At 56.6% G+C, this 19,546-nt stretch carries 17 protein-coding genes; 15 read left to right on the top strand and 2 right to left on the bottom strand.

The genetic code is table 11. The features are described from left to right. The first annotated feature begins 89 nt into the window (after positions 1 to 89). Together rsgA and PSAB_RS26390 are read left to right on the top strand one after the other, a co-directional pair. Positions 90 to 1,181, top strand: a complete 1,092-nt coding sequence (rsgA, locus tag PSAB_RS14245; protein WP_025335256.1) for a ribosome small subunit-dependent GTPase A — start codon at positions 90 to 92, stop codon at positions 1,179 to 1,181. Positions 1,182 to 1,503: 322 nt separating this feature from the next. Then, positions 1,504 to 1,638, top strand: coding sequence for a hypothetical protein (locus PSAB_RS26390; protein ID WP_264370881.1), 135 nt, complete (start codon positions 1,504 to 1,506; stop codon positions 1,636 to 1,638). A 111-nt stretch (positions 1,639 to 1,749) separates the two neighbouring features. On the opposite strand, the gene PSAB_RS14240 is transcribed toward PSAB_RS26390, so the two are convergent. Next, on the bottom strand, positions 1,750 to 1,989 hold the full coding sequence (locus PSAB_RS14240) for a hypothetical protein (RefSeq protein ID WP_025335255.1): 240 nt from the start codon (positions 1,987 to 1,989) through the stop codon (positions 1,750 to 1,752). A 132-nt stretch (positions 1,990 to 2,121) separates the two neighbouring features. Between PSAB_RS14240 and PSAB_RS14235 the strand changes: the two genes are divergently transcribed. The 6 genes from PSAB_RS14235 (at position 2,122) to PSAB_RS14210 (ending at position 7,676) form a co-directional block, all read left to right on the top strand. After that, positions 2,122 to 2,784, top strand: coding sequence for a hypothetical protein (locus PSAB_RS14235; RefSeq protein ID WP_025335254.1), 663 nt, complete (start codon positions 2,122 to 2,124; stop codon positions 2,782 to 2,784). A 227-nt stretch (positions 2,785 to 3,011) separates the two neighbouring features. Further along, entirely contained in the window at positions 3,012 to 4,016 is a 1,005-nt protein-coding gene (locus PSAB_RS14230; protein ID WP_025335253.1) for an ABC transporter substrate-binding protein, read from the top strand. Positions 4,017 to 4,063: 47 nt separating this feature from the next. After that, the gene (locus PSAB_RS14225) at positions 4,064 to 4,864 is read left to right on the top strand and encodes an ABC transporter ATP-binding protein (protein ID WP_025335252.1); all 801 of its coding nucleotides are present in this window, start codon (positions 4,064 to 4,066) and stop codon (positions 4,862 to 4,864) included. Positions 4,865 to 4,879: 15 nt separating this feature from the next. Then, positions 4,880 to 5,728, top strand: a complete 849-nt coding sequence (locus PSAB_RS14220; RefSeq protein WP_025335251.1) for an ABC transporter permease — start codon at positions 4,880 to 4,882, stop codon at positions 5,726 to 5,728. 168 nt (positions 5,729 to 5,896) lie between these two features. Then, positions 5,897 to 6,889, top strand: coding sequence for an aromatic acid exporter family protein (locus tag PSAB_RS14215; protein ID WP_025335250.1), 993 nt, complete (start codon positions 5,897 to 5,899; stop codon positions 6,887 to 6,889). A 229-nt stretch (positions 6,890 to 7,118) separates the two neighbouring features. Continuing rightward, on the top strand, positions 7,119 to 7,676 hold the full coding sequence (locus PSAB_RS14210) for an outer spore coat protein CotE (protein WP_025335249.1): 558 nt from the start codon (positions 7,119 to 7,121) through the stop codon (positions 7,674 to 7,676). Between the two features lie 419 nt (positions 7,677 to 8,095). On the opposite strand, the gene PSAB_RS25800 is transcribed toward PSAB_RS14210, so the two are convergent. Continuing rightward, positions 8,096 to 8,488: a hypothetical protein gene (locus tag PSAB_RS25800; RefSeq protein ID WP_158442593.1), complete on the bottom strand. Its 393-nt coding sequence runs from the start codon at positions 8,486 to 8,488 to the stop codon at positions 8,096 to 8,098. Between PSAB_RS25800 and PSAB_RS25795 the strand changes: the two genes are divergently transcribed. The 7 genes from PSAB_RS25795 to PSAB_RS14175 all read left to right on the top strand — a co-directional run bounded on the left by PSAB_RS25795 (position 8,487) and on the right by PSAB_RS14175 (position 19,406). Continuing rightward, positions 8,487 to 9,257: a putative amidoligase domain-containing protein gene (locus tag PSAB_RS25795; protein WP_158442592.1), complete on the top strand. Its 771-nt coding sequence runs from the start codon at positions 8,487 to 8,489 to the stop codon at positions 9,255 to 9,257. The two genes, PSAB_RS25800 and PSAB_RS25795, sit on opposite strands and share 2 nt — an antisense overlap. Positions 9,258 to 9,589: 332 nt before the next feature. Continuing rightward, the gene (mutS, locus tag PSAB_RS14200) at positions 9,590 to 12,385 is read left to right on the top strand and encodes a DNA mismatch repair protein MutS (protein WP_025335247.1); all 2,796 of its coding nucleotides are present in this window, start codon (positions 9,590 to 9,592) and stop codon (positions 12,383 to 12,385) included. 29 nt (positions 12,386 to 12,414) lie between these two features. Continuing rightward, the gene (mutL, locus tag PSAB_RS14195; protein WP_025335246.1) at positions 12,415 to 14,508 is read left to right on the top strand and encodes a DNA mismatch repair endonuclease MutL; all 2,094 of its coding nucleotides are present in this window, start codon (positions 12,415 to 12,417) and stop codon (positions 14,506 to 14,508) included. 62 nt (positions 14,509 to 14,570) lie between these two features. After that, complete coding sequence (locus tag PSAB_RS14190; RefSeq protein WP_025335245.1) at positions 14,571 to 15,350, top strand: class I SAM-dependent methyltransferase; 780 nt, start codon at positions 14,571 to 14,573, stop codon at positions 15,348 to 15,350. Beyond that, positions 15,340 to 16,320, top strand: a complete 981-nt coding sequence (gene miaA / locus PSAB_RS14185) for a tRNA (adenosine(37)-N6)-dimethylallyltransferase MiaA (RefSeq protein ID WP_025335244.1) — start codon at positions 15,340 to 15,342, stop codon at positions 16,318 to 16,320. The genes PSAB_RS14190 and miaA overlap by 11 nt, the downstream gene beginning before the upstream one ends. Positions 16,321 to 16,339: 19 nt before the next feature. After that, a complete protein-coding gene (gene hfq, locus PSAB_RS14180; RefSeq protein WP_025335243.1) occupies positions 16,340 to 16,579 on the top strand; it encodes an RNA chaperone Hfq in 240 nt (79 codons plus the stop codon). Positions 16,580 to 16,787: 208 nt separating this feature from the next. Then, the gene (locus PSAB_RS14175) at positions 16,788 to 19,406 is read left to right on the top strand and encodes a transglycosylase domain-containing protein (RefSeq protein ID WP_025335242.1); all 2,619 of its coding nucleotides are present in this window, start codon (positions 16,788 to 16,790) and stop codon (positions 19,404 to 19,406) included. The last annotated feature ends 140 nt before the right edge of the window (positions 19,407 to 19,546 follow it).

Raw genomic sequence — 19,546 nt, 5'->3', positions numbered from 1 at the left:
GCCGGAACGGTTACTCGTTTCCGGCGGGCTTTTTGCGCTGCGCGCTTGCCCCGGATGCAACAACAAAAAACTGCAAATGGAGGTATCGCATGACGATACGGCAATACGGATGGAACGAATATTGGATCAATCAATGGAATGGTTTGGGAATACAGGACACCGTCTCGGAAGCTATCATTCCCGGACGGATTACGGGAGATTTCGGGAGCAAATACCGCATAACGACCGATGACGGAGAGCAGTGGGGAGAACTGCCCGGCAGGCTGCGGCACTCCCTTGAAGCCTCCGGTGAATACCCGGCTGTCGGCGACTGGATCTCGGCCAAAAGCGCGGACGGCGGGCCGCTCATTATTCACAGCGTGCTTCCCCGCCGAAGCGTCATTTCCCGGAGGGCGGCCGGAAGCCAGCCGCGGGAACAGATTGTTGCGGCCAACGTCGATACGCTGTTTCTCGTTAGCGCGCTGAATGACGACTACAATCTCCGGCGCATGGAGAGATATCTCATCATGGCCTGGAACAGCGGGGCATCGCCCGTGATCCTGCTGACCAAGGCCGATTTATGCCCCGATCCTGAGGCCAAGATCGCGGAAATGGAATTGGCCGCTCCCGGCGTTCCGGTGCATGCGGTCAGCGCGTATACGGGCAGCGGGCTCGAGTCCCTGAAGCACTACCTCGGGGAGGGGCGGACGGTTGCCTTGACCGGGTCGTCCGGGTGCGGCAAATCGACGCTCGTCAACTGGCTCTGCGGCGCCGATCTTCAGCTGACTCAGGATGTGAGGGAGGGGGACAGCAGAGGCCGCCATACGACGACGCACAGAGAACTGTTCCTTCTGCCGGACGGAGGTGTCATCGTCGACACCCCCGGGATGCGGGAGCTTCAGCTGTGGGATGATGAAGGCGGGCTGGATCTCACATTCGCCGATATCGGGCGGCTCTCGCAGCGCTGCAGGTATGCGGACTGCCGTCATGAACGTGAAGAGGGCTGCGCTGTCAAAGAGGCGGTGCGCAGCGGGGAGCTGGAGGCGAAACGGCTCCAGAGCTACCGCAAGACGCAGCGTGAGCTTCAGTTTCAAGCCGCCAAGGAAGCCAAATCCAAGCGGAAAAGCGGGGCCGGTCCGGTGCAGAAATCGGCTTCCTCACGCTCCCGGAAATACGGCTGGCGGAGGGAAGCGGAGGATTAAGCGAATATAGTGCGCCCCGGGGGCGATCCATTATGGCCGCAAAAAATTCACAATTTGTTGATGACCTGTATTTCGGCTGCTACCGTTTCGACACTCCTCTACATCTTTGAATGGTAGCGTTATATTCATCAGCGTCATATCTAGATATAGAAAATAGGCAAATCCTACCGGTTCTACGGCCTTGGACCAGGAGGCCGGAAGCCGGGTATTGAACCCCAAACACCCCGTTTAAAAAGCAACAGGCCGGGTATATAGGGGATACCGGGCAGGCGGGGAATGTTCTCCTGCACACCCTGCAGAACGATTAAAAGGAGCGATTGACATGTCCATTGACCGTTTTATTATTAAGAAATTGGACAACTGTCACGAGCAGACGAGGATCAACTTGGTCAAGCTGTTTCAGCTTCGGATTCAACGGGCGGAGAAGGCGGAGAACAACAACCACAAAACTGGATAAACCTGCCCGCGCTCGTCTAAAGAGATGTGAAGGGCCCAAATAAAAAAGCAGCTTCCCATTTAAGGAAGTTGCTTTTTCTTGCTGCGGTAAGACATGCGGACCCGCCGCTATTTAATAGAGGGAAAGCGCCAGGGAGTCGTTCTCGCTAAAACTGTGCAAAATGGCCTCTGAGCCTTTAATTTCAATACTGATCAAAGAATTCAAACATTTCTTAAGAGCATTCTTGCCTTTATTGATTTTAAGGTCAAGGGCGCTGGTCAGCAGTCTTAGCACTTTTTGTGTCGGCTGCTTGTTTTCCGTAGTAAAATAGACCGGTACAAGCTTATTCTGGAACGTAATCAGCATTTTCATTTGAAATCACCTCGTTACAGTTATTTCATGATAATGATATTACCCGTTTTTTCTTAATTTTACCTTAAAATTAGCTTATGATAACATAAAGATTGCTAGATTTCACCCGAAAACCGGAAGGAACGGATCGCAGTGTACGAAGATAAGTCAAAGCAATTAACGCGGTTTTTGATCCCTGAAGGCCGGAAAGAGTCCCGAAAAAGAGAGCTGCTCCGGTTGACGGATGAGACAGAACGGATCTGCCGCCTGCACTACAACAGCCAAGGTACAGAGAACGATCTGATCGTGTCTGTGAGCAAGGATAGACTCACTGTGGTGTGTCATAAAACATCGGCCCGCTCCTCCTATGAACTGAAGGATGCCGGTAATTTGGACGGCGTGCTCACCCTCCTCCTAGATGGCATTTCCCTTCCGAGAACAAGCTGCGGGGACAGTCCCGCCCTCCTATTGTCCAGACAAGAATTTAATGAAATCCGAAAAAAGGCTTCCTCCTGCTCATTGAGCGAGCTAAGCCGGCGTATAGAGAAGGCAACAGGCGACCCCGGCTTGTCCGCCCTGTTTGCCAAAAGCTTTAAAAGCCGGCACTTGACCGGCGAGCTGCGCATTTGCACCAAAAGCGGCGGCGGCTGGTCTTTTCACTATGCGTCCATTCTTGCCGATTTTTCCTGCGGCTGGCTGCTTCGCATGAGCTGCGGGAAGGAGGATTGGATGTCCGCGGCCCCTGTGGGCAAAGAGCAGTTCTGCTCCGCTTTCCTCCGGTGGCTTCTGCATTTGAAACCGCTTGTAGCTCGATAATGAGCGGAATGCCCTACCCCTTCCTGATGGATCGTTATATCTTTATCTCTTCTTATTCCCGTATACTTAAAACTTTCTCCAGATTCTGTTCCTTCTCCTTCTCTCCTTTAACCAAATCCTAGGCATCCGCATATATTTAAATCATCCCGCGGGCAAGCGGGGCGTCCGCTTCGAAGCGGCTCGGATCAAGAAGGGGGAACCCTTGGGAGAAAGGAGAGATTTGCACAATGGGCAGAACAACCAAAAGAGCGGCGCTGCTGCTGGCGATCGGCCTTACCGTCTCGCTGCTTTCGGGCTGCGGAGGCAAATCGGAAACAGTTAAGGTGAAGGTCGGAGAGGTCACGCGTTCCGTCTTTTATGCACCTGAATATGTGGCGCTATCGCAGGGCTTTTTCAAGCAGGAGGGGCTGGATGTCGAGCTGCAGACGATTCCCGGCGGTGACAAGACGATGACGGCGCTGCTCTCGGGAGCCATCGATGTGGCGCTAGTCGGCTCCGAGACGTCTATTTATGTCTATCAGCAGGGGACGGACGATCCTGTCATCAATTTCGCCCAGCTGACACAAAGAGACGGCACATTCCTGTTTGCCCGCAAAGACCATCCGAATTTCGACTGGAGCGAGCTCAAAGGGTCGAGTTTCCTTGGCCAAAGAAAAGGCGGCATGCCGCAAATGGCCGGCGCGTTCACCCTGAAAAAGAAGGGGATCGATACGGCTGCCGACCTCAAGCTGATCCAGAATATTGATTTTGCGAATATCGCGAGCGCATTTGCTTCGGGAACCGGGGACTACGTGCAGCTGTTCGAGCCGCAGGCGTCGATCTTTGAACGGGAAGGCCGGGGCAAGGTAATCGCTTCATTCGGTGTCGAGAGCGGATATTTGCCGTATACAGTGTTTATGGCGAAGAGCAGCTATATCGGAAAAAATAGCGACACGGTGCAAAAATTCACCAATGCGCTGCAAAAAGCCCAGCTTTGGGTGAAGCGGCACAGTCCGGAGGAAATCGCCGGCGCAATCGTGCCTTACTTCGAGAATACGGACCGCGATATCGTCGTCTCGGCAATCAAACGTTACAAGGACCAGGACACGTACGCCCAAAATCCGGTCATCGACGATAAGGAATGGAATAATCTGCTTGATGTGATTGAAAATGCGGGAGAGCTGAAAGAACGGGTGCCGGCGTCCAAGATTGTCGATAACACATTTGCGGAGAAGGCGGGAAGCGGCGAATAACCTGTTATTTTCGCCCCGAAAGTGCCTTTTGTTAAGGAGGGTCTTATATGCCGCCGGTCGTGGAATTAAAATCGGTTACGCACGCTTATCTGGGTGACAGGGAAGCTTCCCTTGCGGTGGAGGATCTGAATCTTGAGATTGAGGACGGCGAATTCGTCAGCTTGGTGGGACCAAGCGGCTGCGGCAAAACGACGCTGCTATCAATTATCGCCGGGCTGATGCCGCCCTCACGGGGCGAAGTGCTTGTGAACGGCCGTCCTGTGAGCGGCCCCTCGCCCGAAGTGGGGTATATGCTTCAGCAGGATTATCTGTTTCCTTGGCGCAGCATACTGGACAATGCGGCTCTCGGGCTTGAACTGACCGGCCGGCTGGACGATGCGGGCCGGAAGAAGACGCTTGATCTGCTAGCGGATATGGGGCTGAAGGGAAAGGAGCATTATTTTCCAGGGCAGCTCTCGGGCGGCATGCGCCAGCGGGTCGCGCTCGTGCGGACGCTGGCGACCGATCCGGGACTGCTGCTGCTGGATGAACCGTTCTCAGCGCTGGACTATCAGATCAAGCTCCAGCTGGAGGATCTGGTGGCGGAGACACTGAGGAAACGGGGTAAGACAGCCGTCCTTGTGACCCACGATCTGTCGGAGGCCATTGCAGTCAGCACCAGGGTCATCCTGCTGGAGCGGAATCCGGGCCGGATTCGCCGGGTGTTCGACATTCCAGACGGAATCGCGAATACGCCGCCTCTCTATGCCCGGGATCAGCCCGGATTTGCGGAGCTGTTCCATGAGCTCTGGAAGGAGATGGAGCTTACCGGCAAGGCTCAGGGGGAAGCCGGTAACACCGTAAGATAGAGCAAAGTGAGGGGAATGCTTGTGAATAAAGCGGTAACGGAGAGAACCGCCGCCGAGGCTTCCCGTTTGGAATGGCTGAGCCGCCGCCATGAGGAATTCAAGCGGGCGAAACGCTTTCGGAATCGAGCTGTGTTAGCCGTGCAGGGAAGCCTGCTTGTGCTGTTCTTTGCGCTGTGGGAGGCCGCCGCAAGACAGGGCTGGATCGACCGGCTGCTGTTCAGCTATCCGTCCAAAGTATTTAGGCAGATCTACGCGAATATGGCTGACGGCAGCCTGTGGCATCATTTGGGGATTACTCTGGGCGAGACGGCTACCGGCTTCGTGCTGGGAACGCTGCTTGGCACGCTGCTGGCCGTCGCCATCTGGTGGTCGCCCTTTTTGTCGGCGGTGCTTGATCCTTATATGGTCGTATTCAACAGCATGCCGAAGGTGGCTCTCGGGCCTATTTTTATAGTCATGTTCGGAGCCGGTTTCATTTCCATCGTCGTCACGACACTTTCGATAACGATTATCGTCACGACGCTTGTTGTTTACAACAGCTTTTGCGGAGTGGACCCCAATCTGGTCAAAGTGGTCCGGTCGTTCGGCGCGGACAAGAGGCAGGTATTTTTCAAGGTGATTCTGCCCGCCTCGTTTCCCGCCATCGTCTCCACCCTGAAGGTGAATGTCGGCATGTCATGGGTTGGCGTTATAGTAGGCGAGTTTCTGGTTGCGAAATCGGGTCTCGGTTATCTCATTATATACGGCTTTCAAGTGTTCAATTTTACGCTCGTGATGTCCAGCCTGATCATTATCGCTTTTGTCGCCACCGCCATGTACCAGCTGGTTGTCTATATCGAGAAAGTGCTGCTGTCCCGGCGGTAGGCACGGCGGAAAGCCAGGAATGGAAGTATTGTGTGTTTTCAGAAAATCAAGTACCATGAAAATTATCGGCAAACGTAAGCGTTCGGAGCGGATACTCATAAGCTGTACTTGCGCCAAAGGCTTCGAAGTCTGCTTTGCTTCGCAAAATGATAAAAGCGGGGTAATTTCATGGGGTTTCGCGTTGTTAAGACAGCTGCGGCAACGCTGCTGTCTGTTATGCTGGCCGCCGCGGCGGGGATACCGAATGCTCAGGGCGCCGGTCTGCTGGCTATTCTGGGCGTGGAGGTGACCCGGAAAAGGAGCGTAAAGACGATCACGGCGCGCTTTTTCGCCTCGGTGGTCGGGCTCTTTTTTGGCTGCGGATTGTTCTGGCTGCTTGGCTTTCATTACTGGGTGCTCGGCCTCTTCGTTCTGTTCGGCTTCCCTCTGATTGTACGGGCAGGCTTTAGAGAAGGGATTGTCACAAGCTCCGTCATCGTCTTCCGGGTGTTTGGACAAGCCGAATTAAACCTTCATGTACTGATCCAGCAGGTGGAATTGCTTGCAATCGGACTCGGTTCAGCCGGTCTGGTCAACCTGATCTACATGCCGAAGACCGGTGAAATGATGTACACCATTCGCAAAGAGGTGGATGGGCTGTTCTCTATTATTTTCAGGCAAATTTCAAGTACGCTGCACGATCCGCAGTATATTTGGGACGGCAAAGAGCTGATCCAGGCGGGCAGCGCGGTCCAGCGCGGCCTGACGGCCGCCTCAAGGGAGATGGAGAACAGCGTCATTCATCCGGACGAGGCGTGGAACGTCTATTTTTACATGCGCAAAGAGCAGCTGGAATCGATACAGAACATGATTCAGCTTCTCTCCCAGGTATACCAGCATTTGCCTCATGGCGAAATGGTTGCCGAGCTGTTCGAGCAGCTCAGCAGCGACGTGCTGAATGAAGAGTACACGGGAAGAACGGAGAAGCTGCTGGACAAGCTGGAGCAGGAGTTCCGGGAAATGCAGCTGCCTTCTACAAGGGAAGAGTTCGAGGTTCGCTCGGCTATTCTCCAGTTGTGCCGCGAGCTAGCGCTGTATCTCAAAATCGCCAAACAATACAAGGCTCCTATTGTCGCCCGCCGGCAGCCGGCTTCGCGGTCTTTCCTGGCCGGAAGAGAATAGCTTTGCGTTCATCCTTTGTTTTCTATTTTTCAAAAAATCGAAAGAGACGGCTGTGCCCATCAGGGGGGGGCGGCCGTCTCTTTTTTGCGCAAAACCGGCGAAATAAAGCCGTATACAGGCGTTTAGGCTCATATTTCGAATTAATTAACTTATCCCAAAATAGTTGTCACTCTGGGCCATCGCCCTGCATACACTTGATAGTGAATGATTGTATGGAGGAGGTTCAAAGATGTCATTAGGCCATAAACGCCAAACAAGGGAGATCATTACGAAAGCGATCTGTGGCAAGGGTCGTAAGTTCTCCACCGTAACCCATACCGTAACTCCGCCACATCATCCGACGAGTATTTTGGGGGCTTGGATCATCAACCACCAGTACGAAGCGGTTGCCGCCGGGAACGGAATTGAGGTAATCGGTACTTACGATATCAACATCTGGTATTCGTACGACAAAAACAAGCAAACCGAGGTGGCGAAAGAGACCGTGTCTTATGTGGAGCCGATCTCGCTTTCGTATCTCGACCCGAAACACCGGGCTTCCACCGTGGAGGTTTCTGCGGAGGCAACGCAGGAGCCGAACTGTGTGGAAGCGGGGGTATCGCCTGGCGGCGGCAGCGTAACGATCCGGGTGGAACGCGAATTCGAGGCCGAGCTGGTGGCTGAAACCAAGGTTCGCGTATTCGTCAGCAATGACGAGAGTGATCCGGAAGACAAGGATTTCGATTTTGAATCCGAAGGCTTCGACTTCGAGGATCTGGACTCCGACGCGTTGGACGATGAGCTGTAAGCAAGATACGCCGCCGCCCGGTTTTAAGGGGGCTGAACCGGACCCGCCGGCTCTTTCTATTGTGCGGGAGCGGATATGTTCCATTATATGAACCGGGAGCGGCGGCGTAGAGGGCGGATGCCCTCCTTTTTTTGTTTTTTTTCGGGCGTAAAGAGGGGACCGCCTTGTATACATAACTGACTATGAGCTTCGGGGGGACAGGACATGAATGAGGGAATCCATGTTTATCAAGCGTTGACGCCCGAAGGCAGGGAAAGCCGGCTTCGGCGCAGCGGAATCGAGGCCTATCTTGTGTCTGGAGAAGGCGCTGGCTCTGGCCAAGATCGCCGGTCGGGGAGTCCCGGCGGCTTGAATAGAAGCTTGGCGGAGTCGGAAGGGGGCGGGGAAGCGCATTATCGCCAGCGTTACCGGGTCAAGGTTCATAATTTGGCTCCGCTTGAGATCACTCCACTCGGAGCGGGCCTCGGGATGGGACCGGCGGCGCCGCTGCTCACGGCCCGGCCCCGGCCGCGTCTTTCGGAGGGCAGAGAGTCTTCGGGAAGCCCGGCCGCAAACGCGGCGGTTCCTTTTCTGGCCCGGGGAAGCCTGCCGAAGCGGCTGGGCAGTCTGGCCGCCAAAGCGCTGTACTGCCTCGGCCTAGACTGCGGAGAGGTGCTGATCGCCGCCAGGGGAGAGCGGCGGTTTACGGTTGAGGCCATCCGCCCGCCGAAAACCGGGGCCGGCGGTTCCATGCCCGAGCTATACCGCTCGGCTGAGGCGGCGCTTCGCGCCGCGCTGGAGAGGGAACGGCCCGGACGGCCGGACCTCGTCATGGGTATGGACCCGGAGTTCCTCCTGCTCCGGGTCTCCACCGGCCGCGTCGTGCCCGCGTCGCGGTACCTGCCCGCGGACGGCGTCGCCGGCTGCGACGCCGGACCACCGGGAACGCGCGGCGCGTTCCCGGTGGCGGAGCTGCGCCCCCGGCCGCGCGGGGAGCCGCGCGCGCTGCTGGCGCAGCTGAGGTCCGCCGCCAGGCAGGCGGACCGGCTCATTGCCGACCGCAGCCTAAGCTGGCTGGCAGGAGGAATGCCGCTGAGGGGCTGGGCCCTCGGCGGGCACTTGCACTTCAGCGGCGTCACGCTGACGGCGCCGCTGCTGCGCGCGCTGGACAGCTACCTCGCGCTGCCCATCGCGCTGCTGGAGGACGCCCGGGCCGGCGGGCGGCGTCCGCGCTACGGCGTGCTCGGCGATTTCCGGCTCCAGCCGCACGGCGGCTTCGAGTACCGGACCCTGCCGAGCTTCCTTGTGTCCCCGGTCATCGCCCGGGGCGCGGTCACGCTGGCTCACCTGATCGTGAGCCATTATGAAGACCTGCCGCTGCGCCCGCTCGACCGGGAAGACCTGCACGCCGCGTATTACCGCGGCGACAAGCCGCCGCTTCGCGCCGCGTTCGAGCCGCTGAAAGCGCAGCTTCGGGCGCTGGAAGGGTACGCGGCTGCGGCTGACGCTATCGAGCCGCTGCTGCGCCTGATCGAAGCGGGCCGGACCTGGGACGAAACCCGCGATGTCCGCGGGCTGTGGTGCGGAGAGCATGCGCCTTGAACCGGCGCATGCTTATTGGCGGTTTTACCGCTGGAATTTCGGGGCGGCTGCTTTTGCGCTTTTGGGCGTATTGTTTTGATTATTTCGCTGGTGAAACAGCAGTACTCTGCCACGAGAAACGCTCCATCGTCCACATAAGGACGTATTGGGGCGTTTTTCTTTGCTCTAGGCGAAGACTTGGGTTTTATGATAATATACTTTGCACGCGTCTGGCGGGAGATCATTGGCTGCGTCAATGAATCCCGCCGTTTGCGGCCGTCTTCCGGCTTAAGCTTGCCGGTACGGTTTCTGTTATAATAGTGGATAAGCATGCTACGGCCTGGAGGTTTACAATGGCGAAATATACACCGATGATCGAGCAATACTTAAAAGTCAAGGAAGGGGCGAAGGATGCCTTCCTTTTTTTCCGGCTGGGCGATTTCTATGAGATGTTTTTTGAAGACGCTCTGCTGGCTTCCAAGGAACTGGAAATTACCCTGACTGGCCGGGAGGGCGGGGGCGACGAGCGCATTCCGATGTGCGGAGTCCCCTACCATGCCGCGGAGGGCTACATACAGCGTCTGATCGAAAAAGGATACAAAGTTGCGATCTGCGAGCAGCTTGATGATCCGGCGACAACCAAGGGCATGGTGCGGCGGGATATCGTTCGCGTCGTGACCCCCGGAACGGTGATGGAAGGCAAGTCGCTCGCGGACAAAAGCAATAATTATCTGGTCTGTGTTACGGAAGTGAACGAGATGACGGCGCTTGCCGCGTGCGATCTGACGACCGGGGAGCTCTATGTGACCTCTTCGCCCTCTGGGGCGGACACGCTTCGCGGCGAAATCGGCCTGTACGAGCCGGCGGAAATCATCGGAGACGGCCGGCTGCTCGAGAATGTCCGGACCGAGACGGTGCCGGGAGCGAAGCCGGTCGTCTATACGCCTTGGGAGAAGAAAGACGAAGACGGGGCACGGCGCCAGTTCGGCGAAGCGGCCTGGGCCCGCCTTGAGAGCGAGCGCGCCCAGTGCGTCGCACTGCTGATCTCGTACCTTGGCGAAACGCAGCGCAGGTCACTCGGGCAGCTCAGCCAAATCTCCCCGTATGAGCCGGGGAATTATATGATTCTGGACCCGTTCACCCGGCGCAATCTGGAGCTGACCGAGACTGTACGCGAACGCTCCAAGAAGGGCTCGCTGCTCTGGCTGCTCGACCGTACGGAGACCTCGATGGGCGCCCGGCTACTCCGGCGGCGGATCGACAAGCCGCTCCTGCAGCGCACCCGGATTGAGCGGCGGCTTGAGGCTGTAGACTATTTGTACAATCAGTTCATCGTACGCGAGGATCTGCGGTTGGCTCTCAAAGAAATCTATGATCTGGAGCGGCTTACCGGACGGGTGGCTTACGGAAGCGCGAACGGCCGCGACCTGAACGCTCTGAAGCTGTCGCTTGCGCAGATTCCGGCGCTTAAAGAGCTGTGCCTGGCTTCCGGTTCGTCCACCCTGCGGGAGATCGGCGAAGCGATAGATGAGTGCACCGACCTGCGGGAGGACATTGAAGCGACGATTGTCGACGATCCTCCGGTATCTGTCCGAGACGGCGGGATTATCCGGCCTGGATGCCACGCCCGGCTGGACGAGCTTCGGGAAGCGAGCAGCAGCGGCAAACAGTGGATCGCGGAGCTGGAGGCAAGGGAGCGTCTGGCTACCGGAATCAAGTCACTGAAGATTGGATACAACAAGGTTTTTGGCTATTATATTGAAATCACCCGCTCCAACCTGGCATCCCTGCCTGAAGGAAGGTATGAGCGCAAGCAGACGCTCGCCAATGCGGAGCGTTTTGTGACCCCGGAATTGAAAGAGAAAGAAGCGCTGATTCTGGAAGCGCAGGACAAGATGACCGACCTTGAATACACTTTGTTCTCCGAGCTGCGTGAGCGGCTGAGCGCCCAGATTCCCAGACTGCAGCGTCTGGCTGAAAAAGTAGCCGAAATCGACGTATACCAAAGCCTTGCCGCGGTCAGTGCGGAGCAGCGTTTTGTGAAACCGGCGCTTACCGAGGGCTTTGACTTAAGGATCGTCGGCGGGCGGCATCCCGTCGTCGAGGCGGTGCTGAAGGATGCATCCTTTATCGCGAACGGCGCCGGTCTCGTTCAGGATGACGGAAGGATATTGCTGATTACTGGTCCGAATATGGCTGGAAAAAGCACCTATATGCGCCAGGTCGCCTTGATCTGCATTATGGCGCAGGTAGGATGCTTCGTTCCGGCCGACAAGGCCGAAATCCCGGTCATCGACCGGATTTTCACCCGGATCGGAGCAGCGGATGACCTGATCGGCGGACAGAGTACCTTTATGGTCGAAATGGCCGACATTCAGCTTATGACTGAAAAAGCGACGCCGCGCAGTCTGATCATCATCGATGAACTGGGCCGGGGAACCTCTACGAGCGAAGGTATGGCGATTGCCCAGGCGGTTATCGAGTACGTGCACCATCACATCGGCTGCAAGGCGCTTGTATCCACGCATTTTCATGAGCTGGCCCATTTGGAGGACACGCTGGATGGCCTTCGCAATTATTCGATGGCGGTTCAGGAGAGCGGAGACAAGGTTCATTTCCTCCGCAAGCTGATCCCCGGCGCGGCGGACAGCAGCTACGGGATATACTGCGCGCGCCTGGCCGGGCTGCCCGGCAGCATTATCGACCGCGCGTACGGCCTGCTACAGCAAATCGAGCATTCCGCTGCGGCTCCCTCGACTGGGGAGGTGGTTCACCCCGTTGAAGTTCACAGCGGCGTGACGTTAGCCTTAGGATCGACGAAACCGGATGGCATAAGAGAAACCGCTGCCGGTTCAGCAGGCAGCTTCCCGTCCCGGAATGAAGGGAGCTTGGGCGTTTCCGAACTCGCCCTCCGGGAGACGGCGGCGCATCTGGCCGAGCCAGCGGAAGAAAGCGGCGAAGTCGTGCAGCTCTCCATCTTCGGCGACGAGGAGCCGCGGCGCGAACGCAAGCCGAACGCTGGGCATCACGAGCATTCGGTCGCGGATGACATTATGGCTGCGGTCGGGGCGGCGGATTTGATGAATATGACGCCGCTTCAGGCGATGCAGCTGCTCAATGATTTAAAGATGAAGATGAGATCCAAATAAAGCGTTAGCGGAATCGGAGGTGAATGGAAATGGTCAAAATCCATGTGCTGGACGAGCATATTGCCAACCAGATTGCCGCCGGGGAAGTGGTGGAACGGCCGGCTTCGGTTGTGAAGGAGCTTGTGGAGAACGCCATCGACGCGGGCAGCACCCGGATCGAAGTAGCTGTGGAGGAAGGGGGGCTGCAGAGCATCCGGGTCAAGGATAACGGTTCGGGCATCGAACCGGAGGATTGCGAGACGGCCTTCTACCGTCACGCCACGAGCAAAATCGAGAATGGACGCGACCTGTTTCAAATCACCAGCCTCGGCTTCCGGGGCGAGGCGCTGCCCAGCATCGCCGCCGTCGCCAAAGTGTCGCTGACGACGGCGAGCTCCGACGACGGCAGAGGAAGACGACTTGAGATTGAGGGCGGGAAGCTGACAGCAAGTGAGGACACCGCCCACGGCAGGGGAACGGAGATGACCGTCAGGGAATTGTTCTACAATACCCCGGCAAGACTGAAATATATGAAGAGCATCCAGACGGAGCTCGGCCATATCTCCGACGCCATGTACCGGATGGCGCTGGCCCATCCCGGAATATCCTTTACGCTGCAGCATAACGGCAACCAGCTGCTGCATACACTCGGCAACGGCGATCTGCTGCAGGTCATTGCCGCCGTATACGGAACATCGGCCGCCAAAGCGATGCTGCCTGTGCATGCCGAAGATCCCGATTACCGGATTTCGGGCTACGTGAGCCGCCCGGACTGGACGAGGTCCAACCGGAACGCGATTACAACCATTGTCGGCGGCCGGAATATCCGCAGCAACGGGCTGAATGCGGCCATCATGCGCGCGTACCATACGCTGCTGCCGATCAACCGCTATCCGCTGCTCGTCCTGAAGCTGGATATGCATCCTTCGCTAGTGGATGTCAATGTGCATCCCGCGAAGCTGGAGGTCCGGTTCAGCAAGGAACCCGAGCTGTATCAGCTCGTGGAGCAGGAGATCCGCAAAGCGCTGCTCGGCGAAAATCTGATCCCCCGGCCCGGCAGGGAGACGATTGGCCCGAAAGGCAGCACCTCTTTTATTCAGGAGCAGTTTGCTTTTCCGAAGGCTTCGCCGAAATTCAATGGTTCGATAGATGAAGTGAAGGAACAGGGGGCCGGGCTTAAAGTTTCTCAAGAAACGGGAGCAGGGGCGGATGAATCTTCAACAAACGCGGCAGATGTTACGTTATCGACTGACCTTACGGAGCAGCCTGGCGCCTGGCGCGGTCCGAATCCGCGTTCGGTAACTTCAGACGCCGCCTCCGAGGCTGCCGCCTCAAGAGCCTATTCGCCTTCCATTCCCTATGATGATAGGTCCTCCGGCAAGACTCGGGGAGGAGAGCGCAGCACATCCTATGCGGGCGGATCGTTCCAGCCTCAGCTGCGCGACGGCGCGGCATACGGGGGATACCGTACCGGTTCTGGAACGGGTCCTCGTAAGGAGCAGCCTGTTCCCGGAACTGAAGAACTGTGGGCTCCGGCCGGAAGCGAGACATCAGGTCTGCCGCCATTCCCCGAGCTGAATTATATCGGCCAGCATCACGGAACCTATATTATCGCCCAGAACGATGGAGGGCTGTATCTGATCGATCAGCATGCGGCGCATGAACGCATCAATTACGAGTATTACTTCGAGAAGTTCGGCCGTCCTGCCGAAGCCTCGCAGGAGCTGCTGCTGCCAATCACGCTGGAATTCACTCCTTCGGAAAGCAAGCTGCTCGGCGAGCGTCTGCAGTGGTTCGAGCAGGCCGGCGTCTATTTGGAGCATTTTGGCGGCCAGACGTTTCTCGTCCGTTCGCTTCCCTACTGGTTCCCCAAAGGGGAAGAGAAGGAAATCATAGAGGAAATGGCGGAGTGGGTGCTTGGCGAGCGGAATATCGACCTGGCCAAGCTCCGCGAGAAATCGTCGATTTTATGCTCCTGCAGAGCCTCGATCAAAGCGAATCAGAAGCTGACGGAGCAGGAGGTCGAGAGTCTGCTGTCGCGGCTATCAGCCTGCCGGCAGCCTTATACGTGCCCGCATGGAAGACCGATTGTCATATCTTTTTCACCTTACGATTTGGAGAAACTGTTCAAGCGGGTAATGTGATTAATGATAAATGAGATGAATATTACAAATTTTAATTTCCAGTTTGCAATTACGGAGGCAGTATGATTATAACTACGGGCGACCGCCCGCTAACCGAGGTAGCCGAGCGCGCGGAGCGTCTGGCCAAGCAGCTGGGCGTTCCCTACGTGCCGCGCGGCAACCAATCGATGTCCAAGCTTCTCACGCGCTGCGGTGGCGAAGAGGCGCTGGTCGTGCTGCTTCATGGCGTACGATTGCTGAGGCCGGACCGGCCTCAGCTTCAGTTCCACCCGAGCATGGGTTTTGTCCGTGCCAAGCGGATATTAAAGGGGGAAAGCGATCCCTTGCTTGAAGCAGCCGGAATGGTTCCCGGCGACAGCGTGCTCGACTGCACGGCGGGGCTTGGCGCCGATGCGCTGCTCTTTGCCGTTCGCGGAGGCGAACAGTCCCGTGTTACCGCACTGGAGAGTTCCCTGCCGCTGTATGCTCTGTTGGCGGCAGGAATGGCCCACTACGATTCCGGAATCAGTGAGGTGGACGCGGCACTGCAACGGATTAATATCGTTAACAGCGACCACGTGGACTACCTGCGGAAGCTTCCGGACAATAGCGTGGACATTGTCTATTTCGATCCGATGTTCCGGGAGCCGCTTGAGGATTCGTCGGGAATCTCTCCGCTCCGACCTTACGCCAACAGCGATTCGCTGTCGCCGGAAAGCGTGACGGAAGCGGTCAGGGCTGCCCGCAAAGCGGTGGTGCTGAAAGAGAAAAGAGGCAGCGGCGAGTTCAGCCGACTTGGATTTGCGGAGCAGCCTCGGCCAGGGACGAAAACATCGTACGGGGTGATCACAATTGACCAATGAAGCCAAACCGAACGTGCTGGTTCTGCTTGGCCCGACTGCGGTCGGCAAGACCCGGCTGAGCCTATCGATCGCCGATGAATTCCAGGCGGAGATTATATCCGGCGACTCGATGCAGGTCTACCGCGGCATGGATATCGGCACCGCCAAAATCAAGCCGTCCGAGATGGAGGGGATTCCCCATCATCTGATCGATATCCTCGATCCTCGGGAGCCTTACTCGGCAGCTGAGTTCCAGACCGAAGGCCGGAGGCTGATCGGCGAAATAACCGAAAGCGGCAAGCTGCCGTTCATCGTAGGAGGAACGGGCCTTTATATTGAATCTCTCTGCTACGGCTTCCGTTTCTCCGAGGCCGTTGCCGACGAGGCGTTCCGCGCGGAGATGGACCGGTTCGCGGATGAGCATGGCGCGCTGGCGCTGCACGCGAAGCTTGCCGAAGTTGACCCGGCCAGCGCCGGTCGGCTGCATCCAAACGACCGGCGCCGGATTATCCGCGCCCTGGAGATTTACCGGCAGACGAATACGCCGCTTTCCGAGTCTCCGGCAGCCCAAAAACCGGAGTCTCCCTATAACCTTTGCCTCATCGGTTTGACAATGGACAGGCAAATACTATATAAACGTATTGAAGAGCGAATCGACGAAATGCTGGCGGAAGGGCTCGTCGAAGAAGTGAAGAGGCTGATGGAACGCGGCTGCGGCCGTAGCCTCGTTTCCATGCAAGGGCTCGGATACAAGGAGATCGCCGCCTATCTTGAGGGAGAAATGACGCTGGAAGAATCAGTGACGCTTCTTAAACGCGATACGCGGCGTTTCGCCAAAAGACAGCTGTCGTGGTTTCGGCACATGAAGGATATTCATTGGATTGATGTCACCGACAGCGGAAACTTTTCCGGGAATTTTAAGGAAGTTCGTGATATAATTGCAGGAAAGTTTCATTCAGGTCTTGAATATACTTCTGAACAATCTAATTGAACCATTGGGGGTACGGCATATGAACAAGTCCATTAACATCCAAGATACGTTCTTGAACCAACTTCGCAAAGAAAATATCCCTGCCACAGTATATTTGACCAACGGCTTTCAGATCCGGGGAATTATTAAAGCGTTTGACAATTTCACGATCGTGATTGACAGCGACGGACGTCAGCAAATGGTGTACAAGCATGCGATTTCGACCTTTACGCCGCAGCGCAGCGTTTCCCTGATGCAGGACAACGCTTCCGAAGAATAATTTTGCCAGTACGCCAGAATGAGTTCGAAGCGAAACTTTTTTGCTTGTGATTCGTTTGAATAGAAGGGTGAGAGAGCAACCTGAATAAGGTTGTTTTTTCATTGCCAGTACAAAATATATATTGGAGTCCCCGCAAAGTATTCAGCATATGCTTTGGAGGAAAGGCTCCATATGATGGAGCTGCCCTTAAGGGGGGTCAGGAGGCAACATGTCGAATGACGAAATACTACGGTCGAACCGCCATAGAAAAAAAGGAGGCGGCAGCCAGCCGTCCAAGCCGAAAAAGAAGAAAAGGCTGACCCGCAGCCGTGTGCTGTGGACGCTGTTTTTTACAACGGCTTTGGCCATCTTTTGCGCGCTCGGCGGTTATCTGTTCATTACGGTAAACGGAGAAAGGCTGCTTAATGAGAACGAAGGCAAGCTTACGGTCAACGAAACAACCAAGATTTACGACCGCAACGCGAACCTGATCGGGGAACTCGCTTTGGAAAAGAGCGAACCGGTCAAGAGCGAACAGATTCCCAAGATCATCAAGGATGCTTTTGTCGCGACGGAGGATAAACGATTTTACGAGCATAAAGGGGTCGATCTATGGTCGATCGGACGGGCGGCAGTCAAAGACGTTGTGGCCCGAAGCATGGTCGAAGGCGGCAGCACGATCACGCAGCAGCTTGCCAAGAACATCTTTTTGACCCGGGATAAAACATTCTTCCGCAAAGCGACGGAGATGTCCATCGCCATGGCCCTGGAGCGCCAGTACACGAAGGATCAGATCATTACGCTGTATCTGAACCGGATCAACTTCGGAGGCACCGTTTACGGCATTAAGGCTGCGTCCGAGCACTATTTCGGTGTTAGCGACCTAAGCAAGCTGAAGATGTGGCAGATCGCGACGCTGGCGGCGATGCCCAAAGGTCCTTCCCGCTACAATCCGCTCCGTAACCCCGAGCTGTCCAAGGATCGCAGAGCGGTCGTCCTTCAGCTGATGAATGAACAGGGGTACATTACGCAGGACGAAATGAACGAGGCCAAGGCGATCAATTACAACTACAAGCCGCCGGCAAGCAAGCAGCGCTATCAGGCTTTTATCGATTACGCGATCGACGAAGCTTCAGACAAATTCGGACTGACCGAAGACGATCTTAACATTGGCGGCTACAAAATCTACACGACCATGGACAAGGATGCGCAGCAGACGGTCGAGAACGCTTTTGCCGACAGCGACAATTTTGAAAAAAGCGTCGACGACGAGCCGGTGCAGGGTTCGATGGTCATCATCAATCAGGAGAACGGCAGCATTGTCGCTCTGCTCGGCGGACGGAATTACGAGAAAAAAGGCTACAGCCGTATCACCGGCAGCCGGCGTTCGCCGGGATCGTCGATCAAGCCGATCGTCTCGTACGCTCCTGCCTTGGAATCGGGCGAATTCTCAATCAACTCTCAGATCAGCAACGAGAAGCAGTGCTTCGGCGATTACTGCCCGACCAATCTGCACGGGTATTCGTCAACGATCAGCATGACCGAAGCGCTGACGAAGTCGGAGAATATTCCGGCCGTGTGGCTGCTTGACCAGATTGGTGTGCGAACAGGCTTCAATTTTGCCAAAAAAATGGGCATTGGCCTCCAGGATGACGACAAGAACCTGTCGCTCGCCCTTGGCGGCATGGCCAAAGGCACCAATACGCTTGAGATGGCCCAGGCGTATACCGCATTCGCAAATGGCGGTGAGCTTCGCCAGGCTTACGCCATCAAGTCCATAACGGACAGCACGGGCGAAACGGTATATAAGGCCGATACTCGCGCCGAGCGCGTCATGAAGGATAGCACTGCATACCAAATGACCGAGATGTTGCAGGAGGTCGTGCAGAGCGGAACAGGCAGAAAAGCGAGAATCGACCGTCCCGTTGCCGGCAAGACCGGTACGACCCAAAGCGGCTACAAGGGCGTCGACTCTAACCGCGACGTCTGGTTCGTTGGCTACACGCCCGAGCTTACGGCAGCGGTGTGGATGGGTTACGACAATCCGGACCGGAAGCATCTGCTGAAGAACAGCAGCCCGCTGGCCGCCGCGTTCTGGGGCAAGGTCATGGGCGAAGTCGTTAAGAACTATCCGGAGAAATCGTTCCCGAAACCCGATAACTTCGAGCTTCCGGAGCCATCCAAGGCGCCGGATCAACTCCAGGCGGTCAGCGGTCTGACGGCTCAGTACGATTCCTCGACCGGAACCGTTAACCTGTCGTGGACGCCTGTCCAGACCCCGGGAGCGGAATACCGGGTGTACCGCAAGGAGACCTCGGAAGGCGACTTCAGTATGCTGATCAGTACGCTGACGCCGAACGCGGCGGATCTGAGCGCGATGGCGGGCCTGACCTATGAGTACTATGTGAAGGCATTCTATCCGGACCCCGGTATGGAAAGCGATCCTTCCAATACGGTCTCGGTGCTCATCGAGGGTGCGGAGCCGTCGGTCGAACCGACGCCATCGGTTGAACCGGGTCTCCCTACGGATTCGCCCGGTCAGGGAGGAAACGGAGATAATGGCGCCGGAGGCAACCCGGGCGAACCGGGACAGGGCAATGGTAATGGCAACGGAAATGGGAATGGGAATGGCAACGGCAACGGAAATGGAGGCGGCAGCCCGGAAGGCGAGGGTAATCCCGCAGCACCGTCGCCAACACCGGCCCAGCAGGATTCCGCGCAGCCGTCTTCTCCTGTGCCAGCCGTAAGCCCCGCCGGAGCGGTCATGCCTGACAATGGAGCAGACCCGGCGTCAGTCCCCGGAGCGGGATCGGATAAGAAAGAGAAGCGTAACGACAAGTCAGCATAATGCTATTAGAAACATTGCTCCGGCGAGCCGGCCCTTCCGTTTCCTACGGAAGAACCGGCCTGCCGGAGTTTTCTTTTTTTCAGGGATGGAATTTTGAGTGTGCCTCCTAAATGTGGTAAGCTGAAGACACCATATTGGAG

It is taken from the genome of Paenibacillus sabinae T27 (assembly GCF_000612505.1).
Lineage (GTDB): Bacteria > Bacillota > Bacilli > Paenibacillales > Paenibacillaceae > Paenibacillus_AQ > Paenibacillus_AQ sabinae.
This window is presented reverse-complemented; position numbering and strand designations above follow the sequence as displayed.

Excerpts from the sequence above, each read along its gene's own strand:
- rsgA (WP_025335256.1), top strand. The coding sequence starts at position 90 with ATGACGATACGGCAATACGGATGGAACGAATATTGGATCAATCAATGG.
- PSAB_RS26390 (WP_264370881.1), top strand. The coding sequence starts at position 1,504 with ATGTCCATTGACCGTTTTATTATTAAGAAATTGGACAACTGTCACGAG.
- PSAB_RS14240 (WP_025335255.1), bottom strand. The coding sequence starts at position 1,989 with ATGAAAATGCTGATTACGTTCCAGAATAAGCTTGTACCGGTCTATTTT.
- PSAB_RS14230 (WP_025335253.1), top strand. The coding sequence starts at position 3,012 with ATGGGCAGAACAACCAAAAGAGCGGCGCTGCTGCTGGCGATCGGCCTT.
- PSAB_RS14225 (WP_025335252.1), top strand. The coding sequence starts at position 4,064 with ATGCCGCCGGTCGTGGAATTAAAATCGGTTACGCACGCTTATCTGGGT.
- PSAB_RS14220 (WP_025335251.1), top strand. The coding sequence starts at position 4,880 with ATGCTTGTGAATAAAGCGGTAACGGAGAGAACCGCCGCCGAGGCTTCC.
- PSAB_RS14215 (WP_025335250.1), top strand. The coding sequence starts at position 5,897 with ATGGGGTTTCGCGTTGTTAAGACAGCTGCGGCAACGCTGCTGTCTGTT.
- PSAB_RS14210 (WP_025335249.1), top strand. The coding sequence starts at position 7,119 with ATGTCATTAGGCCATAAACGCCAAACAAGGGAGATCATTACGAAAGCG.
- PSAB_RS25795 (WP_158442592.1), top strand. The coding sequence starts at position 8,487 with ATGGGTATGGACCCGGAGTTCCTCCTGCTCCGGGTCTCCACCGGCCGC.
- PSAB_RS25800 (WP_158442593.1), bottom strand. The coding sequence starts at position 8,488 with ATGACGAGGTCCGGCCGTCCGGGCCGTTCCCTCTCCAGCGCGGCGCGA.
- mutS (WP_025335247.1), top strand. The coding sequence starts at position 9,590 with ATGGCGAAATATACACCGATGATCGAGCAATACTTAAAAGTCAAGGAA.
- mutL (WP_025335246.1), top strand. The coding sequence starts at position 12,415 with ATGGTCAAAATCCATGTGCTGGACGAGCATATTGCCAACCAGATTGCC.
- PSAB_RS14190 (WP_025335245.1), top strand. The coding sequence starts at position 14,571 with ATGATTATAACTACGGGCGACCGCCCGCTAACCGAGGTAGCCGAGCGC.
- hfq (WP_025335243.1), top strand. The coding sequence starts at position 16,340 with ATGAACAAGTCCATTAACATCCAAGATACGTTCTTGAACCAACTTCGC.
- PSAB_RS14175 (WP_025335242.1), top strand. The coding sequence starts at position 16,788 with ATGTCGAATGACGAAATACTACGGTCGAACCGCCATAGAAAAAAAGGA.